Source organism: Empedobacter sp. 225-1 (genome assembly GCF_030328185.1).
Taxonomy (GTDB): domain Bacteria; phylum Bacteroidota; class Bacteroidia; order Flavobacteriales; family Weeksellaceae; genus Empedobacter; species Empedobacter stercoris.
On the sequence record NZ_JACALO010000002.1, the window covers coordinates 53305 to 80030 of the forward strand.

39 protein-coding genes are annotated in these 26726 nt (G+C 34.0%); 36 read left to right on the forward strand and 3 right to left on the reverse strand.

Annotation, left to right across the window (positions count from 1 at the left end; genetic code table 11):
• Nucleotides 1-72: 72 nt before the first annotated feature.
• The 3 genes from HX088_RS00955 to HX088_RS00965 all read right to left on the reverse strand — a co-directional run bounded on the left by HX088_RS00955 (nucleotide 73) and on the right by HX088_RS00965 (nucleotide 4189).
• The gene (locus HX088_RS00955) at nucleotides 73-1179 is read right to left on the reverse strand and encodes an inorganic phosphate transporter (RefSeq protein ID WP_225539827.1); all 1107 of its coding nucleotides are present in this window, start codon (nucleotides 1177-1179) and stop codon (nucleotides 73-75) included.
• A 23-nt stretch (nucleotides 1180-1202) separates the two neighbouring features.
• On the reverse strand, nucleotides 1203-1847 hold the full coding sequence (locus HX088_RS00960; protein ID WP_286482997.1) for a DUF47 domain-containing protein: 645 nt from the start codon (nucleotides 1845-1847) through the stop codon (nucleotides 1203-1205).
• 83 nt (nucleotides 1848-1930) lie between these two features.
• Entirely contained in the window at nucleotides 1931-4189 is a 2259-nt protein-coding gene (locus HX088_RS00965; protein ID WP_286482998.1) for an inorganic phosphate transporter, read from the reverse strand.
• Nucleotides 4190-4408: 219 nt separating this feature from the next.
• On the opposite strand from HX088_RS00965, the gene rpsL reads away from it, so the two are divergent.
• From rpsL to HX088_RS01145, 36 genes are all read left to right on the forward strand, one after another.
• The gene (gene rpsL, locus HX088_RS00970) at nucleotides 4409-4792 is read left to right on the forward strand and encodes a 30S ribosomal protein S12 (RefSeq protein WP_019974211.1); all 384 of its coding nucleotides are present in this window, start codon (nucleotides 4409-4411) and stop codon (nucleotides 4790-4792) included.
• 12 nt (nucleotides 4793-4804) lie between these two features.
• Nucleotides 4805-5281 carry a 30S ribosomal protein S7 gene (gene rpsG, locus HX088_RS00975; RefSeq protein ID WP_019974210.1) on the forward strand — a complete coding sequence of 159 codons (477 nt, stop codon included), beginning with the start codon at nucleotides 4805-4807 and terminating at the stop codon, nucleotides 5279-5281.
• A gap of 6 nt (nucleotides 5282-5287) precedes the next feature.
• On the forward strand, nucleotides 5288-7411 hold the full coding sequence (gene fusA / locus HX088_RS00980) for an elongation factor G (RefSeq protein WP_260544489.1): 2124 nt from the start codon (nucleotides 5288-5290) through the stop codon (nucleotides 7409-7411).
• A gap of 10 nt (nucleotides 7412-7421) precedes the next feature.
• A complete protein-coding gene (gene rpsJ, locus HX088_RS00985) occupies nucleotides 7422-7727 on the forward strand; it encodes a 30S ribosomal protein S10 (protein WP_019974208.1) in 306 nt (101 codons plus the stop codon).
• Nucleotides 7728-7977: 250 nt separating this feature from the next.
• Nucleotides 7978-8607, forward strand: a complete 630-nt coding sequence (rplC, locus tag HX088_RS00990; protein WP_026357390.1) for a 50S ribosomal protein L3 — start codon at nucleotides 7978-7980, stop codon at nucleotides 8605-8607.
• Nucleotides 8598-9227 carry a 50S ribosomal protein L4 gene (gene rplD / locus HX088_RS00995; RefSeq protein ID WP_284584156.1) on the forward strand — a complete coding sequence of 210 codons (630 nt, stop codon included), beginning with the start codon at nucleotides 8598-8600 and terminating at the stop codon, nucleotides 9225-9227. The genes rplC and rplD overlap by 10 nt, the downstream gene beginning before the upstream one ends.
• 10 nt (nucleotides 9228-9237) lie before the next feature.
• Nucleotides 9238-9522 (forward strand): 50S ribosomal protein L23, encoded by a 285-nt coding sequence (rplW, locus tag HX088_RS01000; protein ID WP_171623140.1) that lies wholly within the window; start codon nucleotides 9238-9240, stop codon nucleotides 9520-9522.
• 15 nt (nucleotides 9523-9537) lie between these two features.
• Complete coding sequence (gene rplB / locus HX088_RS01005; protein ID WP_225541310.1) at nucleotides 9538-10362, forward strand: 50S ribosomal protein L2; 825 nt, start codon at nucleotides 9538-9540, stop codon at nucleotides 10360-10362.
• Between the two features lie 3 nt (nucleotides 10363-10365).
• Nucleotides 10366-10644, forward strand: a complete 279-nt coding sequence (gene rpsS, locus HX088_RS01010) for a 30S ribosomal protein S19 (protein ID WP_171623142.1) — start codon at nucleotides 10366-10368, stop codon at nucleotides 10642-10644.
• A gap of 9 nt (nucleotides 10645-10653) precedes the next feature.
• Entirely contained in the window at nucleotides 10654-11070 is a 417-nt protein-coding gene (gene rplV, locus HX088_RS01015; RefSeq protein WP_171623143.1) for a 50S ribosomal protein L22, read from the forward strand.
• Between the two features lie 5 nt (nucleotides 11071-11075).
• Nucleotides 11076-11798 (forward strand): 30S ribosomal protein S3, encoded by a 723-nt coding sequence (gene rpsC, locus HX088_RS01020; RefSeq protein ID WP_019974200.1) that lies wholly within the window; start codon nucleotides 11076-11078, stop codon nucleotides 11796-11798.
• Nucleotides 11799-11834: 36 nt separating this feature from the next.
• Nucleotides 11835-12254, forward strand: a complete 420-nt coding sequence (gene rplP, locus HX088_RS01025) for a 50S ribosomal protein L16 (RefSeq protein WP_171623144.1) — start codon at nucleotides 11835-11837, stop codon at nucleotides 12252-12254.
• Between the two features lie 22 nt (nucleotides 12255-12276).
• Nucleotides 12277-12465, forward strand: a complete 189-nt coding sequence (gene rpmC, locus HX088_RS01030; RefSeq protein WP_038335494.1) for a 50S ribosomal protein L29 — start codon at nucleotides 12277-12279, stop codon at nucleotides 12463-12465.
• A 16-nt stretch (nucleotides 12466-12481) separates the two neighbouring features.
• Nucleotides 12482-12736: a 30S ribosomal protein S17 gene (gene rpsQ, locus HX088_RS01035; RefSeq protein ID WP_171623145.1), complete on the forward strand. Its 255-nt coding sequence runs from the start codon at nucleotides 12482-12484 to the stop codon at nucleotides 12734-12736.
• 8 nt (nucleotides 12737-12744) lie between these two features.
• Nucleotides 12745-13113, forward strand: coding sequence for a 50S ribosomal protein L14 (rplN, locus tag HX088_RS01040; RefSeq protein WP_171623146.1), 369 nt, complete (start codon nucleotides 12745-12747; stop codon nucleotides 13111-13113).
• 9 nt (nucleotides 13114-13122) lie between these two features.
• Nucleotides 13123-13437 (forward strand): 50S ribosomal protein L24, encoded by a 315-nt coding sequence (rplX, locus tag HX088_RS01045; protein ID WP_171623147.1) that lies wholly within the window; start codon nucleotides 13123-13125, stop codon nucleotides 13435-13437.
• A 2-nt stretch (nucleotides 13438-13439) separates the two neighbouring features.
• The gene (gene rplE, locus HX088_RS01050) at nucleotides 13440-14003 is read left to right on the forward strand and encodes a 50S ribosomal protein L5 (RefSeq protein ID WP_188319624.1); all 564 of its coding nucleotides are present in this window, start codon (nucleotides 13440-13442) and stop codon (nucleotides 14001-14003) included.
• Between the two features lie 6 nt (nucleotides 14004-14009).
• Nucleotides 14010-14279 carry a 30S ribosomal protein S14 gene (rpsN, locus tag HX088_RS01055; protein ID WP_135835265.1) on the forward strand — a complete coding sequence of 90 codons (270 nt, stop codon included), beginning with the start codon at nucleotides 14010-14012 and terminating at the stop codon, nucleotides 14277-14279.
• Between the two features lie 264 nt (nucleotides 14280-14543).
• Nucleotides 14544-14945, forward strand: coding sequence for a 30S ribosomal protein S8 (gene rpsH, locus HX088_RS01060; protein ID WP_135835489.1), 402 nt, complete (start codon nucleotides 14544-14546; stop codon nucleotides 14943-14945).
• Between the two features lie 22 nt (nucleotides 14946-14967).
• On the forward strand, nucleotides 14968-15513 hold the full coding sequence (rplF, locus tag HX088_RS01065) for a 50S ribosomal protein L6 (RefSeq protein ID WP_171623149.1): 546 nt from the start codon (nucleotides 14968-14970) through the stop codon (nucleotides 15511-15513).
• A gap of 13 nt (nucleotides 15514-15526) precedes the next feature.
• Nucleotides 15527-15880, forward strand: a complete 354-nt coding sequence (rplR, locus tag HX088_RS01070; RefSeq protein WP_114999013.1) for a 50S ribosomal protein L18 — start codon at nucleotides 15527-15529, stop codon at nucleotides 15878-15880.
• Between the two features lie 16 nt (nucleotides 15881-15896).
• On the forward strand, nucleotides 15897-16418 hold the full coding sequence (gene rpsE, locus HX088_RS01075) for a 30S ribosomal protein S5 (RefSeq protein WP_171623150.1): 522 nt from the start codon (nucleotides 15897-15899) through the stop codon (nucleotides 16416-16418).
• 11 nt (nucleotides 16419-16429) lie between these two features.
• Nucleotides 16430-16609, forward strand: a complete 180-nt coding sequence (gene rpmD, locus HX088_RS01080) for a 50S ribosomal protein L30 (RefSeq protein WP_135835261.1) — start codon at nucleotides 16430-16432, stop codon at nucleotides 16607-16609.
• Between the two features lie 29 nt (nucleotides 16610-16638).
• The gene (rplO, locus tag HX088_RS01085; RefSeq protein WP_171623151.1) at nucleotides 16639-17094 is read left to right on the forward strand and encodes a 50S ribosomal protein L15; all 456 of its coding nucleotides are present in this window, start codon (nucleotides 16639-16641) and stop codon (nucleotides 17092-17094) included.
• A 15-nt stretch (nucleotides 17095-17109) separates the two neighbouring features.
• Nucleotides 17110-18480: a preprotein translocase subunit SecY gene (gene secY, locus HX088_RS01090; RefSeq protein WP_171623152.1), complete on the forward strand. Its 1371-nt coding sequence runs from the start codon at nucleotides 17110-17112 to the stop codon at nucleotides 18478-18480.
• Between the two features lie 22 nt (nucleotides 18481-18502).
• Nucleotides 18503-18718: a translation initiation factor IF-1 gene (gene infA, locus HX088_RS01095; protein ID WP_171623153.1), complete on the forward strand. Its 216-nt coding sequence runs from the start codon at nucleotides 18503-18505 to the stop codon at nucleotides 18716-18718.
• Between the two features lie 75 nt (nucleotides 18719-18793).
• Complete coding sequence (ykgO, locus tag HX088_RS01100) at nucleotides 18794-18910, forward strand: type B 50S ribosomal protein L36 (RefSeq protein WP_013598490.1); 117 nt, start codon at nucleotides 18794-18796, stop codon at nucleotides 18908-18910.
• A gap of 12 nt (nucleotides 18911-18922) precedes the next feature.
• The gene (gene rpsM, locus HX088_RS01105; protein WP_038335547.1) at nucleotides 18923-19300 is read left to right on the forward strand and encodes a 30S ribosomal protein S13; all 378 of its coding nucleotides are present in this window, start codon (nucleotides 18923-18925) and stop codon (nucleotides 19298-19300) included.
• Between the two features lie 11 nt (nucleotides 19301-19311).
• Nucleotides 19312-19701, forward strand: a complete 390-nt coding sequence (rpsK, locus tag HX088_RS01110) for a 30S ribosomal protein S11 (RefSeq protein WP_019974178.1) — start codon at nucleotides 19312-19314, stop codon at nucleotides 19699-19701.
• A gap of 47 nt (nucleotides 19702-19748) precedes the next feature.
• Nucleotides 19749-20351: a 30S ribosomal protein S4 gene (gene rpsD, locus HX088_RS01115; protein WP_171623154.1), complete on the forward strand. Its 603-nt coding sequence runs from the start codon at nucleotides 19749-19751 to the stop codon at nucleotides 20349-20351.
• 22 nt (nucleotides 20352-20373) lie between these two features.
• Nucleotides 20374-21366, forward strand: coding sequence for a DNA-directed RNA polymerase subunit alpha (locus HX088_RS01120; protein WP_171623155.1), 993 nt, complete (start codon nucleotides 20374-20376; stop codon nucleotides 21364-21366).
• Between the two features lie 12 nt (nucleotides 21367-21378).
• Nucleotides 21379-21852: a 50S ribosomal protein L17 gene (rplQ, locus tag HX088_RS01125; RefSeq protein ID WP_286483000.1), complete on the forward strand. Its 474-nt coding sequence runs from the start codon at nucleotides 21379-21381 to the stop codon at nucleotides 21850-21852.
• A gap of 99 nt (nucleotides 21853-21951) precedes the next feature.
• A complete protein-coding gene (locus tag HX088_RS01130; RefSeq protein WP_286483001.1) occupies nucleotides 21952-22599 on the forward strand; it encodes a porin family protein in 648 nt (215 codons plus the stop codon).
• Between the two features lie 164 nt (nucleotides 22600-22763).
• Nucleotides 22764-23831: a DUF6263 family protein gene (locus tag HX088_RS01135; RefSeq protein ID WP_284584154.1), complete on the forward strand. Its 1068-nt coding sequence runs from the start codon at nucleotides 22764-22766 to the stop codon at nucleotides 23829-23831.
• Nucleotide 23832: 1 nt separating this feature from the next.
• Complete coding sequence (locus tag HX088_RS01140; RefSeq protein ID WP_171623158.1) at nucleotides 23833-24090, forward strand: hypothetical protein; 258 nt, start codon at nucleotides 23833-23835, stop codon at nucleotides 24088-24090.
• The gene (locus tag HX088_RS01145) at nucleotides 24080-26725 is read left to right on the forward strand and encodes a YfhO family protein (protein ID WP_286483002.1); all 2646 of its coding nucleotides are present in this window, start codon (nucleotides 24080-24082) and stop codon (nucleotides 26723-26725) included. Before HX088_RS01140 ends, HX088_RS01145 begins: the two co-directional genes overlap by 11 nt.
• The last annotated feature ends 1 nt before the right edge of the window (nucleotide 26726 follow it).

The following is a 26726-nucleotide window of genomic DNA, read 5'->3' on the forward strand; positions in this document are numbered from 1 at the left end:
AATGTCGATTTTGTAAAAATATTTTAAATAAAAAAGGAGCTTAATTTTAAGCTCCTTTAGAAATATAATGTGTTATATAAATAATGTGACAACGTAGTAAATTAATGCAGCTAATAGCGCTGAAACTGGAATGGTTAGTACCCATGCCCAAAGTAAACTAATTGTTACTCCCCAACGTACTGCAGAAACACGTTTTGTTAAACCAACACCAATGATAGATCCTGTGATGGTATGTGTTGTAGAAACTGGGATTCCAAAATGTTCAGAAATGTAAAGTGTCATTGCACCAGAAGTTTCAGCAACTACACCTTCTAATGGTGTAACTTTTGTAATCTTAGATCCCATTGTTTTGATGATTTTCCATCCTCCACCCATCGTACCTAAAGCGATTACGATAAAAGATGTAATAGGAACCCATCCCCAATGCGCAACAAAATACTGAAATTTATCTTCAGCTTGCATGTACTCTGGATCAAAATCCACATTCATATGGTAAAAAATCACTGCAGCTCCAATGATACCCATTACTTTTTGCGCATCATTCATACCGTGTCCTAAAGAGAATAGGGCAGAAGAGACTAATTGTAATTTCTTGAACCACCATTCAGCTCTTGCGGGTTTTGCTTTTTTACAAATATGAAGTGTAAGAATGGTTAAAATCGATGCGATAATCATACCGATTAAAGGTGCTAAAACGATAAAGCAAATAATTGGAATTACTTTTTTGTAAACAATCACATCTTCTCCGCCTGCTGAAAAACCTCCTGCGTGCGCAAGTGCAGCACCAATAAATCCTCCAATCAATGTATGAGAAGAAGAAGATGGTATACCGAATTTCCAAGTCAAAAGATTCCATGAAATGGCAGCGATAATTCCAGCAAGAATAACTTCTAAAGTAATAAAGTTCTCATTTACTGATTTAGCAATCGTATTACCGATTTTAAATTCTCCAATCCAATAAACTGAAATAAAGTAGGCAGCAAAGTTAAATACAGCAGCCCATAAAACAGCTTGGAAAGGGGTTAAAACCTTAGTTGCAACAATTGTCGCAATAGAATTTGCAGCGTCATGAAAACCATTAATATAATCAAAAACAAATGCTAAGAAGATAATAGTAATCAATAAGATTCCTGGCGTAGACGTGAGCATGCTCGAAAACGCTGTGAAAAATTCAGTCATATCTTAATGTTTAAGATTTAATTTTACGAATGCTTAACTGCTACTGCTTCTAATACATTTGCAACACTCTTACATTTATCTGTTGCAGATTCTAATGAAGATAAAACTTCCTTGTATTTGATGATGTTTTTGGCATCAGTTTCGTTCTCAAAAATTTCTTGAACCGCTTTATCAAAAATACGATCAGATTTATTTTCTAATTTATTGATACGCTCACAAATTTCATAAATACGATTCACGTTACTCAAATCTTTCAACTGTTCGATTCCTTCACCGATTAATTGACAAGCTTCTAAGTTAACAGCCGTAATTTTACGAATAGACTTCGTGATTTTATCAACCTGATAAATATTGATGCGATTCGCTGCGCCATTCAAATTGTCAGCAACATAATCAATCGATTTTACCAATTGGTAAATATCTTCTCTGTCAAAAGGAGTAATAAAATTTTTGCTTAACTCTATATTAGTTTTTTGAGTTAAATATTCAATTTTACTTTCGATTTTAGATATTTGAGCAATGTAATCTTCGCGTTCCTCAATTGGAGCATTTACACATTCATGTAACAACTCAGCTAATTTGATTAAACTTTTTGAAGCCTCCTCAAACAAAGGATAAAATACCTTATCCTTTGGAGTAAATAATTTGAAAAATGAGTTTACCGACATTTAAATAATGTTTTGAGGTGCAAAATTAAAGTAATTAATGTTAAGTTAATGTAAAATTAATATGGTTTAAATCATTTAACTTATTAGTCATTAATTTGTTTGTCAATATCGATATATAAACGAACTAATTTTTCGATTCTGTCAACCGTATATTCTACTTCTGTAAGGATAGTGAAATATAATGTCGAACTTTTTTGACTGACGTTTTCTTGTTGTATGCGTTCAATTTGATTATTCAATGCAATCGAAATTTTATTGTCAATCGATTGGCGCAATTTATCAAATGATTCCAATTCATTCAAATTGTTATTCGCAAAACTCTTGGAAGTATGATTTAATAATTTTTTGTACTCAATATTAATTGATTTTAAATCAATTAATTGTTCTTCGTTTAACTTACGATGATTGTTATAGATATAGGTATGAATGGATGTGTTGATAAAATTGATACTCGTCGTGATATTTTGTAAATAGCCAAAAGATTGCACGAATACTTTACACGAGTTAATATTCTCTCTATCCATATCACGCAAAATACGATAGAAATTAGATTTTAATTCTTCGATAGAACTGATTAATTTCTTGATTTTCTTTTTATTTTCTGCTGCGTGCGTTAGGTTTTCAAATTCGATTCCGCGAATACTTAATTCAAAACTATATGCTGATTTTGATAAAGCTTTGCTGATCTGTTTTTTGTTTTTCGTAAAGATTTTTTGAATAGAATCAATATCTTCTTCTGTAAAACTGATGATAATTTCCTCTTTTTCCTTCTTCTTTTTCTTGTAGCTTTGATTTGATTTGAATAAGATAAATCCTAATAACAAAATCATTCCGATAATACCGTACGCTTTTCCAAAGAACATAATTACGGCAACAATAGCAGCCATTGTGAATGCAGAAATTCCAGTTAAAAACCATCCTCCAATAACGTTGAATACTCCTGCTACACGGAAAACAGCACTATCCCTATCCCATGCACGGTCTGCAAATGATGAACCCATTGCAACCATAAAAGTAACGTAAGTTGTAGATAAAGGTAACTTCATCGATGTTCCGATCGAAATTAAGATTGAAGCGACAATTAAATTGATTGAAGCACGAATCATATCAAAAGCTTCTTCATCAGTTGTTTGATCTTTGATAGAAAGATTTTTTTTCGGATTTTCGAAACGTTTGTCTACTTTTAATTGCAATGATTTAGGTAAAATTTTATCAATCAAACCTCCTAATATAATTACAGCTCGAACAATTCCACGTGATAAGAAGTTGGGTTTAAATTTTTCTTCTCCGTCGTTTTGTTTACTTAAATTAAGTTCTGTTTCAATTACATTTCGTGCTTTCTTCGATGTCCAAAGTGTTACAATCATGATAAGACCTGCAATTACTAAATAGTAGGACGGAGCAACAATATCATTATTTGCTAAATCTCCCATCATAAATCCTGTTGGATCTGTAACGCCAGAGGCTGTGAAAATATCGTAAGACTGAATAGCGGCAATTGGTACACCAATAAAGTTAACCAAATCATTTCCAGCAAAAGCTAAAGCTAATGCGAATGTCCCGATGAGGATAATGATTCGTAAAATATTGACTTTAAAGTAGATTAAAGTTTGTGAAACAATTGTCCATAAAACAAAATTAATTCCGATTAATAAAATTTGATTAGCTGAAATCCAACTTTTAATATCTCCACTTAAGAAGGTTAAGTTTTTAGCTCCTTTGATTAATAAGAAAAATGAAATTGCTGTAATTGCAATTCCTCCAAAAATTCCTCCATATTTTTTGATGCGAGCTTCTGAGTTGAATGTAAAGATTAAACGTGTGATGTATTGTATAATCGAACCTAATAAAAAAGATAAAAAGACAGAAAGTATAATGCTAAAAACAATTTCAGATGCTTTTTCTGTATTGATATAATTAAGTATTGTAATGAATGAGTCGTCATTTGTAATAACTTTTATTAAAGCTAAGCAGGTTGCAGCGCCTAATAATTCGAAGATAATAGAAACGGTTGTTGAAGTAGGAAAACCAATGTAGTTAAATAAATCTAAAAGAATAACATCGGCAATCATCACTGCTAAGAAAATAATCATTACATCGTAAAATGTAAACATGGAGGGGGTGAAAATTCCACTTCGGGCAATTTCCATCATTCCACTTGAAAAAACTGCACCAATCAGTAAACCGAATGATGCGATTATCATAATTGTTCTAAAACTTGCAGCTTTAGATCCTATCGCTGAATTTAAAAAATTAACAGCATCATTACTAACTCCTACCATAATGTCTAAAATGGCTAATAGAACGACTGTGACAAGGATAATGATAAATATGAGTTCCATGAAAATGTTTTAAAAATACATAAAGTGCAAAATTCTATGTTTTATTTATATTTAATGTTAATTAATTGTTACTAATGTAAATTTAACTCTAAATGTTTTTTTAAAAGTATCAAAATCAATAGAAAAAAACGAATTATATTTTGTTTTTGAAAAATTAATTGTAGATTTGCATGCCCAAAAAATGGGTTTAATCCAAATTTAAAAGGAAATTTAATTAGTATGCCAACAATTCAACAATTAGTTAGAAAAGGTAGAAAAAAACTAACCAAGAAGAGTAAATCGGCTGCATTGGAATCATGTCCACAACGCCGCGGTGTTTGTACACGTGTTTACACTACAACTCCTAAAAAACCTAACTCAGCAATGCGTAAAGTTGCTCGTGTTAGATTAACAAACGGGAAAGAAGTTAACGCGTACATCGGTGGTGAAGGTCATAATCTTCAAGAGCACTCGATAGTATTGGTTAGAGGTGGTAGAGTTAAAGATTTACCAGGTGTGCGTTACCACATTGTACGTGGAGCGTTAGATACTGCGGGAGTAAACGGACGTACTCAACGTAGAAGTAAGTATGGAGCGAAACGTCCTAAAGATGCTAAAAAATAAATTTAAGGTAAGATGAGAAAGACAAGAGCTAAAAAAAGACCTTTACTTCCAGATCCTAAATTTAATGATCAGTTAGTAACTCGTTTCGTAAACAACTTAATGTACGACGGAAAAAAATCTGTAGCATTCAAAATCTTTTATGATGCGTTAGAAATCGTAGATTCTCGCAAAGAAGATGCTGAAAAAACTTCATTAGACATTTGGAAAGAAGCATTATCTAATGTAATGCCTCACGTAGAAGTACGTTCTCGCCGTGTAGGTGGAGCTACATTCCAAATTCCAATGGAAATTCGCCCAGATCGTAAAATTTCAACAGCAATGAAATGGTTAATCAAATATTCTCGTAACAGAAACGAGAAATCGATGGCTCAAAAATTAGCTGGAGAAATTATTGCAGCTGCTAAAGAAGAAGGTTCTGCCGTTAAAAAACGTCAAGATACTCACAAAATGGCAGAAGCAAATAAAGCATTCTCTCACTTTAGATTCTAATACACGATGGCAAGAGATTTAAAATACACAAGAAATATTGGTATTGCTGCTCACATCGATGCAGGAAAAACTACGACTACAGAGCGTATCTTATTCTATTCAGGTAAGAACCACAAGTTAGGAGAAACTCACGAAGGATCAGCTACAACTGACTGGATGGAGCAAGAAGCAGAAAGAGGGATTACAATTACTTCTGCTGCTGTTACTGTTGATTGGACTTTCCCAACAGAGCAAGGTAAACCATTACCAGATGCTAAAGGATACCACTTTAATATTATCGATACTCCTGGTCACGTTGACTTTACAGTAGAGGTAAACCGCTCTTTACGTGTTTTAGACGGTTTAGTTTTCTTATTTTCAGCAGTAGATGGAGTTGAACCTCAGTCTGAAACAAACTGGCGTTTAGCAGATAACTATAAAGTTCCTCGTTTAGGATTCGTTAACAAAATGGACCGTCAAGGAGCTGACTTCTTAAATGTTTGTCGTCAAGTACGTGAGATGTTAGGATCAAATGCTGTTCCTATCGTTTTACCAATCGGTGATGAAGCTGACTTTAAAGGAGTGGTTGATTTGATTAAAAACCGTGCAATTGTATGGCATGATGAGAATCATGGTTCTACATTTGATGTTGTTGAAATCCCAGCTGATATGGTTGACGATGTAAGACAATTCCGTGGTCAATTAATCGAAGAAGTAGCTGCGTACGATGAAAACTTATTAGAGAAGTACATGGAAGATGAAAATTCTATTACTGAAGAAGAAGTTCATGCTGCTTTACGTGCTGCAACATTAGATATGTCTATCATCCCAATGACTTGTGGATCTTCGTTCAAAAACAAAGGTGTACAGTTCATGTTAGATGCTGTTTGTCGTTACTTACCATCTCCGATGGACAAAGAAGCGATTCCAGGGACAGATCCAAAAACAGATGAGGAAATCTCTAGAAAACCATCTGTAGATGAGCCGTTCTCAGCATTAGCATTTAAAATTGCTACTGACCCATTCGTAGGTCGTTTAGCTTTCTTCCGTGCTTATTCTGGACACTTAGATGCGGGTTCATACGTGTTAAATACTCGTTCTGGTAATAAAGAACGTATTTCTCGTATCTTCCAAATGCACGCTCAAAAACAAGAGCCAATCGAATACATCGAAGCTGGTGACATTGGAGCTGCAGTAGGATTCAAAGATATCAAAACAGGAGATACTTTATGTGACGAAAAAGCACCTATCGTATTAGAGTCTATGGACTTCCCAGATCCAGTAATTGGTATCGCAGTTGAGCCTAAAACAAAAGCAGACGTTGATAAATTAGGTATGGCTTTAGCTAAATTAGCTGAAGAAGACCCAACATTCCAAGTAAAAACTGATGAGGCTTCAGGTCAAACAGTTATTTCTGGTATGGGTGAGTTACACTTAGATATCATCGTTGACCGTTTAAAACGTGAATTCAAAGTAGAGGTTAACCAAGGTGAGCCTCAAGTAGAGTACAAAGAATCATTCTCAAGACCAGCAGATCACCGTGAAGTTTACAAAAAACAATCTGGTGGACGTGGTAAATTTGCTGATATCGTTTTCACAATGGGACCAGCAGATGAAGGTAAAACAGGTTTAGAATTCGTTTCTGAGATAAAAGGTGGTAACGTTCCAAAAGAATTTATCCCTTCTATTGAGAAAGGTTTCAAAGCTGCAATGAAGAATGGACCTTTAGCAGGATTCGAAATGGATTCGTTAAAAGTTACTTTAAAAGATGGATCTTTCCACCCTGTGGATTCTGACCAATTATCTTTCGAGTTAGCTGCTCAAATGGGTTACAAAGCTGCTGCTAAAGCTGCAGGTGCTCAAATTTTAGAGCCTATCATGAAGTTAGAGGTTTTAACTCCAGAAGAAAACATGGGTGACATCGTTGGTGACTTGAACAGAAGACGTGGACAAGTTTCTGGTATGGATGATAGAAATAACGCAAAAGTTATTAAAGCTATGGTTCCATTAGCAGAAATGTTCGGATACGTAACATCATTACGTACATTATCTTCTGGTCGTGCTACATCAACTATGGAATTCGATCACTACGCTCCAGCGCCAACAAACGTGGCTGAAGCTGTAATCGCTAAAGCAAAAGGTAACGCTTAATTCAAGAAAAATGAGTCAAAAAATTAGAATAAAATTAAAATCTTACGATTATTCTTTAGTTGATAAATCAGCTGAAAAAATCGTAAAAACTGTTAAAGCGACAGGAGCTGTTGTGAATGGTCCTATTCCATTACCAACTCACAAAAGAATCTTTACAGTTTTAAGATCTCCACACGTAAACAAAAAATCTCGTGAGCAATTTCAATTATCAGCTCACAAAAGATTATTAGACATCTATTCATCTTCATCTAAAACAGTTGATGCTTTGATGAAATTAGAATTACCTAGTGGTGTTGAAGTAGAAATTAAAGTGTAGTTAAACAACGCTTTAAATAAATATAAGCCTCGAGACGTGCACATCTCGAGGTTTTTTTGTAAGATATATTTGGAATCAGTTTTTAACATTGTTTTTCTCGGTTTGTAATCTTTTGAAAAATAATTAATTGAAAGTTTGTGGTTTACAAAATAATTCTTACATTTGCATGCTAATTTTAGAGAAGATCTCTAGTGTTCGAAAGTGCACATTCTCTAAAATAATAAACAAATTATTAACATATTTTAATCAAATGTCAGGTATCATTGGTAAAAAAATCGCGATGACTAGCTTATTTGATGAGAACGGGAAAAATATTCCTGTGACTATCGTAGAAGCTGGGCCATGTGTGGTTACTCAAGTCAGAACCGTAGAGAAAGATGGGTACGTTGCTGCTCAACTTGGTTTCGATGACGCAAAAGAAAAAAACACGACTAATGCTTTAAAAGGTCACTTTAAAAAAGCAGGAACTACTCCAAAACGTAAGTTAGTTGAGTTTTACGGTGAAGAATTCGTAAACTCTTTAACATTAGGAGGAGAAGTTAACGTTGAGTTATTCAACGAAGGAGAATTTGTAAGTGTTACAGGTACTTCAAAAGGAAAAGGTTTCCAAGGTGTAGTTAAACGTCATGGTTTCGGTGGAGTAGGTCAAGCTACACACGGTCAACATAACCGTTTAAGAGCTCCAGGTTCTATCGGTGCTGGTTCAGATCCATCTCGTGTATTCAAAGGAATGCGTATGGCTGGAAGAATGGGTGGTAAACAAGTTACTGTTCAGAACTTAAAAGTACTTAAAGTGGATACTGAGAAAAATCTTTTAATTGTTAAAGGTGCTATCCCAGGTCCTAAAAATTCATACGTAATCGTTAGAAGATGGAAGTAGTAGTATTAAACATCAAAGGTCAAGAAACTGGAAGAACAGTATCTTTAGACGAGGCAGTTTTCGGAATTGAGCCTTCTACACACACAGTGTACTTAGAAGTTAAGCAATATTTAGCCGCTCAACGCCAAGGAACTCACAAAGCAAAAGAAAGAGCTGAGATTGCGGGATCTACTCGTAAAATCAAAAAACAAAAAGGAACTGGTACAGCTCGTGCAGGTTCTATTAAATCTCCAGTGTTTAGAGGAGGAGGAAGAATTTTTGGGCCACGTCCAAGAAACTATTCTTTCAAATTAAATAAAGCACAAAAGAGATTAGCTAAAAAATCTGTGTTATCACAAAAATTAGCTGAGAACGAAATCAAAGTTGTTGAGAACTTCTCATTTGAAGCTCCAAAAACGAAAGACTTCAAAACAGTTTTAGCTGATTTAGGATTAGAGAACACAAAATCTTTATTCGTTTTAGGAGAGTCTAATAACAATGTATATTTATCTTCTCGTAACTTGCAAAAAGTTAAAGTTGTTACAACTGAGGAATTAAATGTATTTGATTTAATCAATGCTTCTCAAATCGTATTTTTAGAAGGTTCTTTAGCAACAGTTCAAGAAAATTTAACAAAATAAGACGAAGAAAATGGGAATCATAATTAAACCAGTAATTTCAGAAAAAGCTACAAATAACAGTGAGTTATTAGGGCAATATTCGTTTTATGTAGACACAAAAGCTAACAAAATTCAAATCAAAGATGCTGTAGAAAAAACGTACGGTGTATCTGTGGTTTCTGTTAGTACTTTAGTATCTGCTCCAAAAGTGAAAACTCGTTATACAAAAACAGGTTTTCAAACTGGAAAAACAAATAAGTTGAAAAAAGCGATCGTTAGCTTAGCTGAAGGTCAAGAAATAGAGTTGTTCGGATAATTTAAGAATTAAAAAATGTCAGTAAGAAAATTAAAACCTATCACCCCGGGACAACGTTTTAGAGTGGTTAATGAATTTGCGGCAGTAGACAAAGGTGCTAAGCCAGAAAAGACATTAGTTGAAGGAAAATCTAAATCGGGTGGACGTAACAACACTGGTAAAATGACAATGCGTTATATCGGTGGTGGACACAAACAAAAATATCGTATCATCGACTTCAAACGTGATAAAGAAGGTGCTGCAACTGTAGAATCTGTACAATACGATCCAAACAGAACTGCATTCATCGCTTTATTATCTTACGAAGATGGTGAAAAACGTTACATTATTGCTCAAAATGGTTTGAAAGCTGGACAAGTAATTGTTTCAGGAGATAACGTAGAACCAGAAGTAGGTAATGCTATGAAGCTTAAAAACATCCCATTAGGTACAGTAATCTCTTGTATTGAGTTACGTCCAGGGCAAGGAGCGGTTATGGCAAGAAGTGCAGGTACTTATGCTCAATTAGTTGCGCGTGATGGTAAATATGCTATCGTTAAGTTACCAAGTGGTGAATCAAGAATGATTTTAGTGGAGTGTAAAGCAACAGTAGGTGTTGTTTCTAACACAGATCATCAGTTAGAAGTTTCTGGTAAAGCAGGACGTTCAAGATGGCAAGGTCGTCGTCCAAGAACTCGTGCAATGGTTATGAACCCAGTTGATCACCCAATGGGTGGTGGTGAAGGTCGTGCGACAGGAGGTATCCCTCGTTCTCGTAACGGTATTCCAGCTAAAGGTTACAAAACTCGTGACAAAAAGAAAGCGTCTAACAAATATATTGTTGAAAGAAGAAAAAAATAATTTATGGCACGTTCATTAAAAAAAGGACCATTCATCCACTATAAATTAGAAAAGAAAGTTTTAGCTAACGTAGAAGCGGGTAGCAAAAACGTGATCAAAACATGGTCAAGAGCATCTATGATTTCTCCTGATTTTGTTGGTCAAACTATCGCAGTACACAACGGGAAACAATTTATCCCAGTTTATGTAACTGAGAATATGGTAGGTCATAAATTAGGTGAGTTCGCTCCTACACGTACTTTTAGAGGTCATGCCGGAGCTAAAAACAAAGGAAAAAAATAGTAGAAGGCCATGGGATCTAGAAAAAGATTAAGTAACGAAAAAATCAAAGAAGCTAACAAGCAGTTGGCTTTTGCGAAATTAAATAATGTTCCTACTTCTCCTCGTAAGATGAGATTAGTAGTAGATATTATCCGTGGAGTTGAAATTCAAAAAGCTTTAGGTATTTTAAAATATACTAAAAACCACGCTTCAATCCGTTTAGAAAAATTGTTATTAAGCGCTATCGCTAACTGGCAAATCAAAAACGAAGGAGCTGATGTAGAAGAAGCTGGATTATATGTAAAAGAAATCTCTGTTGACAGTGCACGTCAATTAAAAAGAATTCGTACTGCTCCTCAAGGTAGAGCACATAGAATCAGAAAACGTTCAAACCATGTGACTTTGGTTTTAGGAACTAAAGAAGATAAACAAAAAGTACAAGATTAATAGATATGGGACAAAAAACTAATCCAATCGGAAATCGTTTAGGAATCATCAGAGGATGGGATTCTAACTGGTACGGTGGAAATGATTACGGTGATAAAATTGCAGAAGATGCAAAAATTCGTACTTATTTAAGAGCGCGTTTATCTAAAGCCGGTGTTTCTCGTATTTATATCGATCGTACTTTAAAATTAGTTACAGTTACAGTAACTACTGCTCGTCCAGGTATCATCATTGGTAAAGGTGGACAAGAAGTTGACAAATTAAAAGAAGAGTTAAAGAAAATCACTGGTAAAGAGGTTCAAATTAACATCTTCGAAATTAAGAGACCAGAATTAGATGCAATCTTAGTAGGTGATAGTATCGCTCGTCAAATTGAGAATCGTATTTCTTACCGTCGTGCAATCAAAATGGCTATTCAATCTGCAATGAGAATGAACGCTGAAGGAATTAAAGTTCAAATCTCTGGTCGTTTAAACGGTGCAGAGATGGCACGTTCTGAAACTTATAAAGACGGACGTATTCCTTTGTCTACATTCCGTGCAGACATTGATTACCACATTTCAGAAGCTCATACAACTTACGGTCGATTAGGGATCAAAGTATGGATCATGAAAGGTGAGGTATATGGTAAGAGAGAATTATCTCCATTAGTTGGTTTACAGAAAAAACAAAAAAAATCTGATAACAACAGAAAAGGAGGTGAGAGATCTAATAATAGAAAGCGATAATTTAGTTTAACAACTAACATAAAGAATTAAGTAGATATGTTATCACCGAGAAGAGTAAAGTTTAGAAAAACCCAAAAAGGTAAGATGAAAGGTGTTTCTCACAGAGGAACTCAATTAGCTTACGGGACTTTCGGGATCAAATCTTTAGACGAAGCGTTTATTACAGCACGTCAAATCGAGGCAGCTCGTATTGCTGCAACTCGTTTCATGAAGAGAGAGGGTCAATTATGGATTAAAATATTTCCAGATAAACCAATTACTAAGAAACCAGCAGAGGTACGTATGGGGAAAGGTAAAGGTGCACCAGAATATTGGGTAGCTCCTGTACAACCAGGTCGTATCTTATTCGAAGTAGGAGGTGTGCCAGTAGAGGTTGCATCTGAAGCATTGCGTTTAGCAGCTCAGAAGTTACCTGTTAAGACTAAGTTTATCGTTGCACGTGATTTCCAAAATTAATAATTTCAAAAATTAAGAAAAAATGAAAGCAGCAGATATTAGAAATCTAAGTGTAGAGGAGTTACAAGCTAAAATAGCTGAAGAACAAGCGAACTACGATCAATTAAAATTGACGAACGCTGTTTCTCCTGTAGCAAATCCAATCGGTATTAGAGACTTACGCAGAACAATTGCTCGTTTGAATACCGTGTTAAACGAAAAACAATCATAACAGTAATCTGTAACTGATGGAAAGAAAATTAAGAAAAGAAAGAGTAGGTTTAGTTACATCTAACAAAATGGAAAAAACCATTGTTGTAGCTGAAACGAAGAAACAAAAGCACCCATTTTATGGGAAATTCGTTTTAAAAACGAAGAAATATACAGCGCACGACGAATCTAACGAATGTAACGAAGGTGACACAGTGCGTATCATGGAAACTCGTCCTTTGTCTAAAAACAAGAGATGGAGATTAGTAGAAATCATTGAAAGAGCTAAATAATATAAGTTATGTTACAACAAGAATCTAGATTAAAAGTTGCAGATAACACAGGAGCTCGTGAAGCATTAGTAATCCGCGTTTTAGGTGGTACTAAAAAAAGATACGCATCAGTAGGTGACAAAATCGTAGTTGCAATCAAGGAAGCTACACCTGCAGGAAACGTTAAAAAAGGTGCTGTATCAAAAGCTGTTGTAGTTAGAACTAAAAAAGAAGTTCGTAGAAAAGACGGTTCATATATCCGTTTCGACGATAATGCATGTGTATTATTGAACACTCAAGGAGAAATGCGTGGAACTCGTGTATTCGGTCCAGTTGCTCGTGAGTTACGTGATAAAGAATATATGAAAATTGTATCATTAGCCCCAGAGGTATTATAATAGAACAACATGGCAAAGTTAAAAATTAAAAAAGGAGACAAAGTAGTCGTATTATCAGGTTCTTCAAAAGGACAAACTGGTACTGTGTTACGCGTATTCCCTGACAAAGCTAAAGCTATCGTTGAAGGGGTTAATATTGCAAAAAAACGTGTAAAGCCAAGCGCACAAAATCCACAAGGTGGAGTTGTTGAAAAAGAAGCTCAAATCTATTTATGTAAATTGGCTTTAGTAGATCCTGAAACTGGAAAAGCGACGAAAGTAGCAATCAAAGAAGAAGGAGGTAAAAAAGTAAGAATTGCTAAAAAATCTGGTAAAGCTATTTAAGAATGAGTACAACAACATACACACCTCGTCCGCAGGTTAAATATAAAGAAGAGATTGTAGCTGCTCTTAAAGAAGAGTTCGGGTACAAATCTATTATGCAAGTTCCTAAATTAGAGAAAATTGTATTATCTCAAGGTTTAGGTGCTGCTACAGCTGACAAAAAAATCGTTGATTACGCTATCGAAGAGTTAGAATTAATCACAGGTCAAAAAGCAGTAGGAACAATTTCTAAGAAAGACGAAGCAGCTTTCAAATTACGTAAAGGAATGCCAATTGGTGCTCGTGTAACTTTACGTGGTGAGAAAATGTACGAATTCTTAGATCGTTTAGTATCTGCAGCTTTACCTCGTGTACGTGATTTTAACGGTATTTCTTCTACAGGTTTCGACGGTAGAGGTAACTATAACTTAGGTATCAAAGAGCAAATTATCTTCCCAGAAATTAATATTGATAAAATCAAGAAAATTCAAGGTTTAGATATTACCTTTGTAACTTCAGCGAATACAGATAAAGAAGCGAAAGCTTTATTAGCTAAATTCGGATTACCATTTACAAAAGAAAAATAAGAAGTCATGGCTAAAGAATCAATGAAAGCGCGTGAGCGCAAAAGACAAGCATTAGTTGCTAAGTATGCTGCGAAACGTCAAGCTTTATTAGAAGCTGGTGACTATGAAGCATTACAAAAATTACCTAAAAACGCTTCTCCTGTACGTTTACACAACCGTTGTAAATTAACAGGTCGTCCAAAAGGATACATGAGAACTTTCGGGATCTCTCGTGTTACATTCCGTGAAATGGCAAACGAAGGGTTAATCCCAGGTGTTAAAAAAGCATCTTGGTAATCTACCAAACGCTTTAGAAATATTAAATCCTTACTCTTTTATTGAGTAAGGATTTTTTTTTAATCAATTTCTTTATAAGAAATATTTTTAATAACACTATAACAAGGTTTCGCTTATGCCTTAATGGATTAAAAATAAATTATTGAGATAAATAGTTTGTAATTAAAAAATATGCAATATATTTGCAACCCAAATGCATAGTGCATTTTGGTGAAACTTTAATTTTAAAAGTAGTGCATCAGCGCTATACTATAGAATTATATTATGTATACAGACCCAATTTCAGATTTTCTAACACGCGTTAGAAATGCAATGATGGCAGGACACAAAGTAGTGGAAATCCCTGCATCTAAAATTAAAAAAGAGATCACTAAGATCTTATTTGAACAAGGTTACATCTTGAACTACAAATTCGAAGGACAAGACAAACCTCAAGGAACAATCAAAATCGCTTTAAAGTACGACAAAGTAACTAAAGAGCCAGCTATCCGTAAAATAAAAAGAGCATCTACTCCAGGTTTACGTCAATACGCAGGATCTAAAGAATTACCTCGTGTTTTAAACGGATTAGGTGTTGCTATTATTTCAACTTCTAAAGGAGTTATGACAGATAAACAAGCTCGTCAAGAGAATGTAGGTGGTGAAGTTTTATGTTTTGTTTATTAATCTTTTAAAAAATTAAGAAATTATGTCAAGAATAGGTCACGCACATATCAACATCCCTGCAGCAGCGACTGTTGAATTTAAAGATAACGTAGTTACGGTTAAAGGTAACAACATTACAATGACAAGAGAGTTAAACGAAGGATTTGATGTAACTATCGAAGACGGAGTTTTAACTGTAGTTCGTCCAAATGATTCTAAAGATAACAAAGCTTTACATGGTTTGTACCGTGCATTAATCAATAACATGATTATCGGTGTTACTGAAGGTTTCAAAAAACAATTAGAATTAGTTGGGGTTGGGTATAGAGCTTCTAACCAAGGACAAAAATTAGATTTGTCATTAGGTTTCTCTCACAACATCATTATCGAATTACCAACAGAAGTTAAAGTTGAAACTTTAACAGAGAAAGGTAAAAGCCCTATTATTACATTATCATCACATGATAATCAATTATTAGGAATGGTTGTAGCTAAAATCCGTTCTTACCGTAAGCCAGAGCCTTACAAAGGAAAAGGAATTAAGTTCGTAGGAGAAATTATTAGAAGAAAAGCAGGTAAATCTGCATAAAAATCATTGAAAAATGGCATTATCTAAAGTAGAAAAAAGACAAAAAATAAAAAGACGCGTGCGTCGAAATATTTTTGGAACAGAAACTAAACCTCGTTTGTCAGTTTACCGTTCTAACAAAGAAATTTACGCTCAAATTATTGACGATAACAATGGAGTAACTTTAGCTTCTGCATCATCTCGTGAAAAAGGTGTTGCTGTAGAAGGTACAAAATCTGAAGTTTCTGTATCAGTTGGTAAAGCTTTAGCTGCAAAAGCTATCGCAAAAGGAATTGAAACTGTCGTTTTTGATCGTAACGGTTTCGTGTATCATGGTAGAATCAAAGCTTTAGCAGACGGTGCTAGAGAAGGTGGATTAAAATTCTAAAAAAGAGAAAGAAATTATGTTAGGATTTAAAAACGTAGAAAGAGTAAAACCAACAGGTTTAGATTTAAAAGATCGTTTAGTTGGAGTACAACGTGTTACTAAAGTAACAAAAGGAGGTAGAGCATTTGGTTTCTCTGCAATCGTGGTAGTAGGTGACGGAAACGGAGTAGTAGGTTACGGATTAGGGAAATCTAAAGACGTAGCATCTGCAATCGCTAAAGCTATCGAAGATGCTAAGAAAAACTTAGTACGTATCCCATTATTTAACAATACAATTCCTCACGCTCAAGAAGCTCGTTTCGGTGGTGCACAAGTGTTCATCCGTCCAGCAGCAAAAGGTACAGGAGTAATTGCAGGTGGTACAGTACGTGCGGTATTAGAATCAGTTGGTGTACATGATGTATTATCAAAATCAAAAGGTTCTTCTAACCCTCACAATGCAGTAAAAGCTACATTCAGCGCTTTATTAAGCTTACGTTCTGTAGAAACTATTGCACGTCAAAGAGGTATTTCTGTAACTAAAGTGTTCAACGGATAAAAAAAAGTAAAATGAGCAAAGTAAGAGTAAAACAAACACGTAGTGCAATCAACCGTGATAAATCTCAAAAAGCTACATTAGTTGCTTTAGGTTTAAGAAAGTTGAATCAAGTAGTAGAGCACGAATCAACTCCTCAAATCGAAGGAATGATTCGTAAAATCTCACACTTAGTAGTAGTAGAAAGAGCTTAATCGCTTTAACCTTTTAAAAATTATTAAAAATGAATTTAAGTAATTTAAAACCAGCTGCTGGTTCAGTACAAAATAAATTCCGTAAAGGTAGAGGTGAAGGTAGTGGAAACGGTTTGACTGCAGGTCGTGGACACAAAGGTGCTAAATCTCGTTCTGGTTATTCAAGAAAAATCGGTTTCGAGGGTGGGCAAATGCCTTTACAAAGACGTTTACCTAAATTTGGTTTCACAAACATCAACCGTGTTGAGTACACTGGAATCAATTTAGACACAATTCAACAATTAGTTGACAACAATAAAATTACAGATACTTTAAACAAAGAAACATTAGTAGAATTAGGTTTAGCTCACAAAAATGACTTAGTGAAAATTTTAGGTCGTGGAGAGTTAAAAGCTGCTGTTAATGTAACTGCTGATAAATTCTCTCAATCAGCTCAAGAAGCTATTGAGAAAGCAGGAGGTAAAGTAGAATTAGTTAACGCTTAAGAATATATTTTATAGATGAAAGGGTTTATACAGACCATAAAAAATATCTGGAGCATAAAAGAATTGAAGGATAAGTTACTTGTAACTATCCTTCTATTGTTGGTTTATAGATTCGGTTCTCATATTCCACTTCCAGGTGTCGATATTAACGAGGTTAATCGTTTTGTTGCAGACCAAACAAATGCAAATTCAGGAATTTTAGGATTATTAAACTCTTTTACCGGAGGTTCTTTTAGTAGAGCTTCCGTATTTGCGTTAGGGATTATGCCTTATATCTCTGCTTCAATTGTTGTACAATTGATGGGATTAGCAGTACCTTACATCCAAAAACTACAAAAAGAAGGAGAAAGTGGAAGAAATAAAGTAAATCAAATTACAAGGTGGTTAACGATAGGTATATGTTTAGTACAAGCACCAGCATATTTAACGTTAATTACTTCTCAGATTTTACCTTACGATCCAGCTTCGTCATACGCTATTTATGTTATTCCTCCAACAAATTTTTGGTTCTGGTTTCCTTCAACAATCATTTTGATTACGGGGACAGTCTTTGCCATGTGGATGGGAGAAAAAATTACAGACAAAGGTATAGGTAACGGTATTTCAATCTTAATTATGATTGGTATCTTAGCCGATTTACCTAAAGCAGTTTTCAATGCATTTGAAGTTGACGATTCAAATGGTATTTTCTTCTTGATAGAAATGGTAGGGTTAATCCTAGTTATTGCAATGTGTATTATGATTGTTGCAGCTGTGCGTAAAGTACCTGTGCAATATGTAAGAAGAGCGCAAACTTCTAGTAGTTCTTATATGAGATCTGTTACAGATTCTGTACGTTCTTATATTCCTCTAAAAGTAAATGCGGCAGGTGTAATGCCTATTATTTTTGCGCAAGCAATTATGTTTTTACCAGGAACATTAGCAAGTTATTTCTTAGACGAAGGAAGTGCCGTGAAAGCATTTTTTGCAAAAATGGCTGATCCATTTACATGGGAATACAATCTGATCTTCGGATTATTAATTATTATCTTCACATATTTCTATACTGCGATTACAATCCCAGTAAACCAAATGGCTGAAGATCTAAAACGTAACGGAGGAATTATCCCTGGAATACGTCCTGGAAAAGAAACTGCAAATTATTTAGACGAAATTTTATCAAAAATTACGTTACCTGGAGCAATTTTACTAACTTTGCTTGCTGTTTTGCCAGCGATTGTAAAATTATTAGGTGTAGAACAAAGCTTTGCAATGTTCTTTGGAGGTACATCAATGTTAATTATGGTGGGAGTTATCTTAGATACTGTACAACAAATTAATACATATTTATTAAATCACCGTTACGATGGTTTAATGTCTTCAGGTAGAACTTCAAGAGATATCTAATAAGATTTTATTAAAAAGATTTATGGCTAAACAAAAACATATTGAACAAGACGGTACGATTACAGAAGCATTATCTAATGCAATGTTTCGTGTCGAATTAGAAAATGGGCATGTTGTAACATGTAACATATCTGGTAAAATGCGAATGCACTATATCAAATTATTACCAGGTGATAGAGTTAAAATAGAGATGTCTCCTTACGATTTATCAAAAGGTAGAATATCTTATAGATACTAAAAGAAATAATAACGACTGGTGATAGAGTTAATGTAAATACGTTAACTCTATCGGATTATAAATAAATTTACAAAGATGAAAATTAGAGCATCCATTAAAAAGAGAAGTGCTGACTGTAAAATTGTGCGTCGTAAAGGACGTTTGTATGTGATCAACAAAAAGAATCCTAAGTTTAAACAAAGACAAGGTTAATTATTTAGAATTATGGCAAGAATTTCAGGTGTAGATTTACCTAAAAATAAAAGAGGGGTAATCGGACTTACATACATTTACGGGATCGGAAGAAGCAGTGCTTCTAAAATCTTAGCTGAGAACAATATCTCAGAAGATACTAAAGTTAGCGAATGGACTGATGAAGAAATCAACGCAATCCGTGCATCGATCAATGAAACTTTCAAAGTTGAAGGTGAATTAAGATCAGAAATCCAATTAAACATCAAACGTTTAATGGATATCGGATGTCAGAGAGGTATTCGTCACAGATTAGGTTTACCATTACGTGGTCAAAGAACAAAAAATAACTCACGTACAAGAAAAGGTAAAAAGAAAACAGTTGCTAACAAGAAAAAAGCCACTAAATAATAAATAGGATCATGGCAAAAAATCAGAAAGTAGTAAAGAAAAGAAAAGTAGTTATTGAAGCTACTGGACAAGCTCATATTCAAGCATCGTTTAACAACGTTATCGTTACATTAACGAACAAAAACGGTGAAGTTATCTCTTGGTCTTCAGCAGGTAAAATGGGATTCCGTGGATCTAAAAAGAACACGCCTTACGCTGCTCAAGTAGCTGCTCAAGATGCAACAACAGTTGCATACGAAGCAGGATTAAGAAGAGTTAAAGTATTCGTGAAAGGACCAGGTCAAGGTCGTGAATCTGCTATTAGAACAATTCATAACGGTGGTATCGAGGTTTCTGAAATCGTTGATGTTACTCCATTACCACATAATGGATGTCGTCCACCTAAAAAGAGAAGAGTTTAATCATTTTTCTCAATTTAATTATTTAATATATTTAATAGTAACAAATCATGGCAAGATATACAGGACCAAAAACTAAAATTGCAAGAAAATTTGGAGCACCAATTTTCGGAGACGATAAATCTTTTGAGAAAAAGAAATATCCTCCAGGGCAACACGGACCTAACAAAAGAAGAGCTAAAAAATCAGAATACGCTATTCAGTTAACTGAAAAACAAAAAGCGAAATATACTTACGGTATCTTAGAGAAACAATTTGCTAACTTATACAAAAAAGCAAATGCTTCTAAAGGAATTACAGGTGAAGTATTATTACAATTATGTGAATCTCGTTTAGACAACGTAGTATACCGTTTAGGTATTGCAAACTCACGTAGTGCTGCACGTCAATTAGTATCGCACAAACACGTAACTGTAAACGGAGAAATTGTGAACATCCCATCTTATCAATTGAAAGCTGGTGACGTTATCGCTGTTAGAGAAAAATCTAAATCTTTAACTGCAATCACAAACTCTTTACACGCACGTAGCGAGTACGATTGGTTAGTTTGGAATGATGAGCAAAAAGCTGGTACTTTTACAAAAGCTCCAGAAAGAGTTCAAATCCCAGAAGATATCAAAGAGCAATTAATCGTCGAGTTATATTCTAAATAAACCTTAAAATCAGACTAATAAAATGACTATTTTAAATTTCATCAAACCTGACAAAGTAATCTTAGTAGAGTCTGACTCGCAATTCGGACAATTTGAGTTCCGTCCATTAGAGCCAGGATACGGGATTACAGTTGGAAATGCTCTACGTAGAGTTTTACTTTCTTCTTTGGAAGGATATGCCATCACTTCAATCAAAATTGAAGGTGTTGAGCACGAATTTTCAACTATTCCAGGAGTAGTGGAAGATGTTACAGAGATCATTTTAAATCTGAAAAAGGTTCGTTTTAAGAAACAAATTGATGAATCAGATGCTGAAACTGTAACTGCTACTATCTCAGGGCAAGATCAATTAACAGCAGGTGATTTAGGGAAATTTATTTCTGGATTCCAAGTTTTAAACCCTGAATTAGTAATCGCTAACTTAGACGCTAAAGTTAATGTAACTATTACATTTACAATCGAAAAAGGTAGAGGGTACGTACCAGCTGATGAGAATAAAAAGGCTTCTGCGCCAATCGGGACTATAGCAATTGATTCTATTTACACTCCTATTAAGAATGTAAAATACGCAATTGAAAACTATCGTGTAGAACAAAAAACAGATTACGAAAAATTAGTTTTCGAAATTACTACAGATGGATCTATAACACCTCAAGATGCTTTAACTGAAGCAGCTAAAATCTTAATTCACCACTTTATGTTGTTCTCAGATGAGAGAATTACATTAGAAGCGGAAGAAGTTGCATCTGGTGAAACTTACGATGAAGAAGCGTTACATATGCGCCAATTATTGAAAACAAAATTGGTAGATATGGATTTATCAGTAAGAGCATTAAATTGTTTAAAAGCAGCTGAAGTTGAAACATTAGGCGAATTAGTTTCTTTCGCTAAGTCTGACTTAATGAAATTCAGAAACTTTGGTAAGAAATCTCTTACAGAGTTAGAAGAATTGGTGGACAGCAAAGGTCTTAACTTTGGAATGGACATCGTAAAATATAAGTTAGACGTAGAATAATTTTATTAAAAAATGAGACACGGAAAAAAATTTAACCATTTAGGTAGAACTGCCTCTCATAGAAGAGCTTTATTATCTAATCTAGCTATAGCGTTGATTACTCACAAGAGAATCAACACAACAGTAGCAAAGGCGAAAGCATTACAAACATATGTTGAGCCTTTATTGACAAAGTCTAAAACAGACGATACGAACAACCGTCGCGTTGTATTTTCATACTTACAAGATAAAGAAGCTGTAACTGAATTATTCAGAACTGTAGCTCCTAAAATTGCTAATCGCCCAGGAGGATACACTCGTATCATCAAAACTGGTTTCCGTTTAGGTGACGGTGCTGATACAGCAATGATCGAGTTAGTAGATTTCAATGACATCTACACTAACACGAAAGTAGAGAAAAAAGCAACTACACGTCGTAGTAGAAAAAGTACTAAAACAAAAGAAGCTGCTCCAGCTGCTGAAACTGAAAGTACAGAAGAAGCATAATCTATTCGATTATCATATGAAAAGCCTCCAAATTTGGGAGGCTTTTTTTATATGGAAAATTTAAAAAATAAGTATATTTTTACTTTAAAATATTATTGTATGAAACAAATCTATACTTTATTAACTTTTTTATGTTTTATTACTATTTCTCAAGCTCAGACTACATTAGGAATGCGATTAGGAGCTAATTTGTCGAATGTTAATTTTTCGGACGATAATGATTTAATAGATTCCAAATTCAAATTTGGTCCTACAGTTGGAGTATATGTTAATATACCAGTTAATAAATCAGTTGCTATTCAACCAGAACTTTTGTATTCTTCTCAAGGTTTCAAAACCAAAAAGACTATTCATCTTGATGGTTTAACTTATGAATCGGAAGGTAAATTTAAAACAGATTATATAACTTTACCAGTTCTTGCAAAGTATAAAATAGAAAACGGAATGACGTTCGAAGTTGGTCCTAAACTTTCTTATTTTTATTTAGGAAAATATACACGTCAAATTGATATCAGAAATAACCAAGGAATTATAGAAACAATTTCTGATAATATAGATTTGAAAAATGATACAGATGATTTTAAAGATTTAGATTTCTCTATTGTAGGTGGAATTGGTTATGATTTTAAGTTTGGTGCTTCTATTAATGTACGTTATACGTACGGAATTACAAATTTCAACAAAGCTGATGATTTAAAATCACGAAACAACTATTTTAGTTTGTCAGTTGCAGTACCATTTAATTAAATAAAGAAAAGTCATTCAGTTGAATGGCTTTTTTGTTTTTAAATAGAAAATACTGTAAATATTTATGTATGATAGTTTTAGAATCTTAGTGTTAAAAAATCAACTAAAATCCTTATTTTTGGATTGATTTTGGCAATAAACCAATTATCACATATAAATTTGATATGAAAAAATTACTATTCATGATGGCTGTCGCAATGACAGTAGTTTCATGCAAAAAAGAGGATAAAGTCGTAGGTAAAGATAAAGATGGTAAAGAATTAATTGTAAATGAAAAAGGTGATACTGTTACCAAAGCAGAAACAACAGATTCTTTAGTAGTCGAATCACCTGTAGTTGCAGAAGTTGTAGCTATAGCAAAAGGTGCTGATGACAAATATGCATACAAATATAATTTAGAGATCGGAAAAACGTATCCGATGACATTAGGTATTAAAACAACACATTCAGCTACTGACGGGAAGCAATCTCAGAAAATGTCAAGCGAAAGTAAAAAACAGATTGATTATACCGTAAAAGATTTTAAAAATGGTGTATATACATTAGAAGTAAAATCAAAACAGTATAGCGAAAAAATGACTGATCCATCTGGAAAATCAATTTCGTATGATACAAATGCTGCAAAACCTGCAAATAAAGATATTGCCGTTTCTTGGTCAATCTATAAAGCGATGACGGGAAAAACGTATACAATGAAAGTTGATGAGAAAGGAAAAGTTGTAAGTGTTGATGGATTAGAATCTATCAAAACGTCAATTCTTAATTCTGTAAAATCGCAAGTAAATGCAGAAGAATTTAAATTCTTTACGCAAGTCATCAATAATTCATTAAACAAAGAAGCGATTTCATCTCAATTTGAGGAAACGATGAATATTTTTCCGAATAAAACATTGGCTTTAAAAGAATCTTGGAGTGATAGCCAAAAAATTGATCAAGGTCCAATGAAAGGAAATATTTCGATGAAAAGAACTTTAGCAAGTGTAGAACCTACAAATACGACAATTACGGTGAATGGAACACAGAGTTTGAAAGGTAATGAGTCACAAGAAGGTGTTACAATGTCAGCGAATAGTAGTGCGAATGTCGATGGGAAAATTTTGTTGGACACTAAATCTGGTTGGATCAACAAAGTTAATTTAACGAAAAAGGAAACATTAAAACGTACAGTAGAAGCACAAGGTCAAAAACAAACAATGACGGAATCGGTTACTACTGTCACAACAGTCAACTAAAATGAAAACAATTCTTTGGATTTTAATTTTAAGTATTATTTTCTTATTCATTTTTAGATTTTTAAGAAAAGTATTTGCTGTTAAAAAAGTTTTTCAAGAAGCCATTAATCAGCAAAGAAATGCTTATAATCAAAGTCAAAATTCGAATGATTCGTACAACGAATCGAAACAAAATACGTCTTTCGATAAGCCGAAATACAATATAGACGCCGAAACGGTAGATTACGAAATAATCGAGGAAAAAAAGCATGAAAAATAAAAAGAATTTACTCTACATTCTTATCTCATTGCTACTTTTTGTGGTGATTGCATTGGTGTATTGTGCGCCAGTTTTATCGGGAAAATCTGTTATTCAACCCGATATTATCAATTACAAAGGTAGTGCGCAAGAAATGTTGACTTACCAAGAAAAAACGGGTGAGAATGTCTATTGGTCTGACGCTATGTTTGGTGGTATGCCAACCTATCAAACAGGTGCTAAATATAATTTTGATGTAATCAAAACGATTGATGGATTATTTAGATTTTTACCACGTCCAGCAGACTATATTTTCTTAGTATTTACTGGTTTTTTTATTCTGGGTTTAACTGTTTTTAAGAAGTGGAAATACGCTTTAGTTGGTGCAATTTTCTTTGCATTTGGTTCGTATTATTTCGAATTGATTGCAGCCGGACATAACGGGAAATTACATACAATAGGCTATTTTGCACCTTTAGTTGCTGGTATTCTTTTGTTGTATCGTAAAAAATATATCGCAGGTTTTGTTTTAACGACGCTATTTATGGGCTTGCAATTACAAGCGAACCATATTCAAATGACCTACTATTTGTTTTTGGCGATGTTAGTTTTTGCAATTGTTCGGTTTGTAGACAGTTTCAAGAGAAAAGAATTACCCGATTTCTTCAAATCATCTGCATTGGTTGTTGTAGCGGTTATTATTGCTGCGGGATTAAATGCAAATCGATTATTATCGACATACGAATACAGTAAAGAGACGACGCGTGGAAAATCTGAAATGACGTTGTTGAAAAAGAATTCTAACGGATTAGATCATGATTATATCACACAATGGAGTTATGGTAAATTAGAAACATTAAATCTATTTATTCCAAATTTAATGGGTGGTGGTTCACAAACTGATCCAGAGGATTTACAACATTATACATCCGAATTGCAAAATACACAATATAGTTTAGGAGAAGACGAATTTAATCAACAAGTTTTTCAAGCGGTAGCAAGTCAACCAAGAAGTGCTTATTGGGGAGATCAACCAGGAACTTCTGGTCCAGCGTATCAAGGAGCTGTTGTTGTATTTTTATTTATTATCGGAGTTTTTATGGTTCGTGGAAAATACTCGACCTATAAAAAATGGTTAGTAGGTGCAACGATTTTAAGTTTCATTTTGGCTTGGGGTAAAAACTTACCATTCGTTACCAACTTATTCATCGATTATTTCCCAATGTATGATAAATTCAGAGCAGTTTCTTCCATCTTGGTGATTGCCGAATTTACAATGCCTTTCTTAGCAATTTTGACGCTATATTATTTCTTTAATTCAGATGAATCTGACGACTTCAAAAAGAAAGTACTTTATATAGCTGGTGGTTCTACAATCGGAATTTTGATTATTTTCTTCTTATTTGGTGGAATGATTTTTCCATTTACATCAGAGAATGAAAAGTTCATGACTGAGCAATTAATCGGACAAATTCAACAAGCTAATCCAAATGCAGTTGGACTATGGGATGGCTTAATGAAACGTTTAGATGAAGCATTAATTCAGGATAGAATTTCAATGTTTAAAGCAGATACGTTACGAACACTAATTTTTGTGTTGTGTACAATGGGATTATTGTTAGCTTATTTATTCAAGTTGATCAAAAAACCAATTGTTGTGATATTAACGATAGGTGCTTTGGCATTTATTGATGGATTTACAGTGAACAAAAGATATTTGAACGAAGATAATTTTGTGTCAAAATATATTGTTGACAACCCTTTCCCAACGGAAATGTCACCACGTTTACAAACCGAAGCAGAAAATAACAATAATGTTGCACAAATAGCTTACAAGGTTCCGTTGAATAACTTATTGTCGAATATAGCAAAACAAGATCAATCACATTTCCGTGTGTACAATACGGTTTTGAGTACGTTTAACGAAGCTGGAACTTCATATTTTGTTCCTTCAATTGGTGGTTATCATGCCGCTAAATTAGGGAAATACCAAGACGTTGTAGATATCTATTTTTCGCAAGATCCGCAATTAAAAAAATACGGAATCAAAGATGAAACAGGTTTGATTAATGTATTGAATATGATGAATACGAAATACATTATTCATGGAAGTCCTACAGAACCGCAGGTTCAACAAAATCCAACTGCTTTAGGTAGTGCTTGGTTAGCTTCGAACATCAAATGGACAGATAATGCAAATGACGAAATCTTAGCCATAAATTCTACACCAATTAATAATACAGTTATTTTACGTAAAGATTTGGTTGAGAATAAAAACCTAAATGTTTCAGCTGATGCAAACGCGAAAATTGAATTGGTTGATTATTCACCAATGAAAATTACCTACAAATCGTCTTCTAATACAGATCAAATTGCAGTTTTTTCAGAAGTTTATTATCCACATGGATGGACTGCAACAGTTGATGGAAAGGAAGTTCCGATCGAAAAAGCGAATTACGTATTGCGTGCAGTACCAGTTCAGAAAGGAAATCATACGATTGTCATGGAATTTAAGCCACAAGTTATTTCTACAGGAAATATGATTGTGATAATTTCAAATATCTTACTTCTAATCATTGTGTTGGGAGGTATTTATTTGGGATATAAAAAGTGTTCACCAAAAGAGAATGTAAACTTAGCCACTCAAAAGGCTTAAT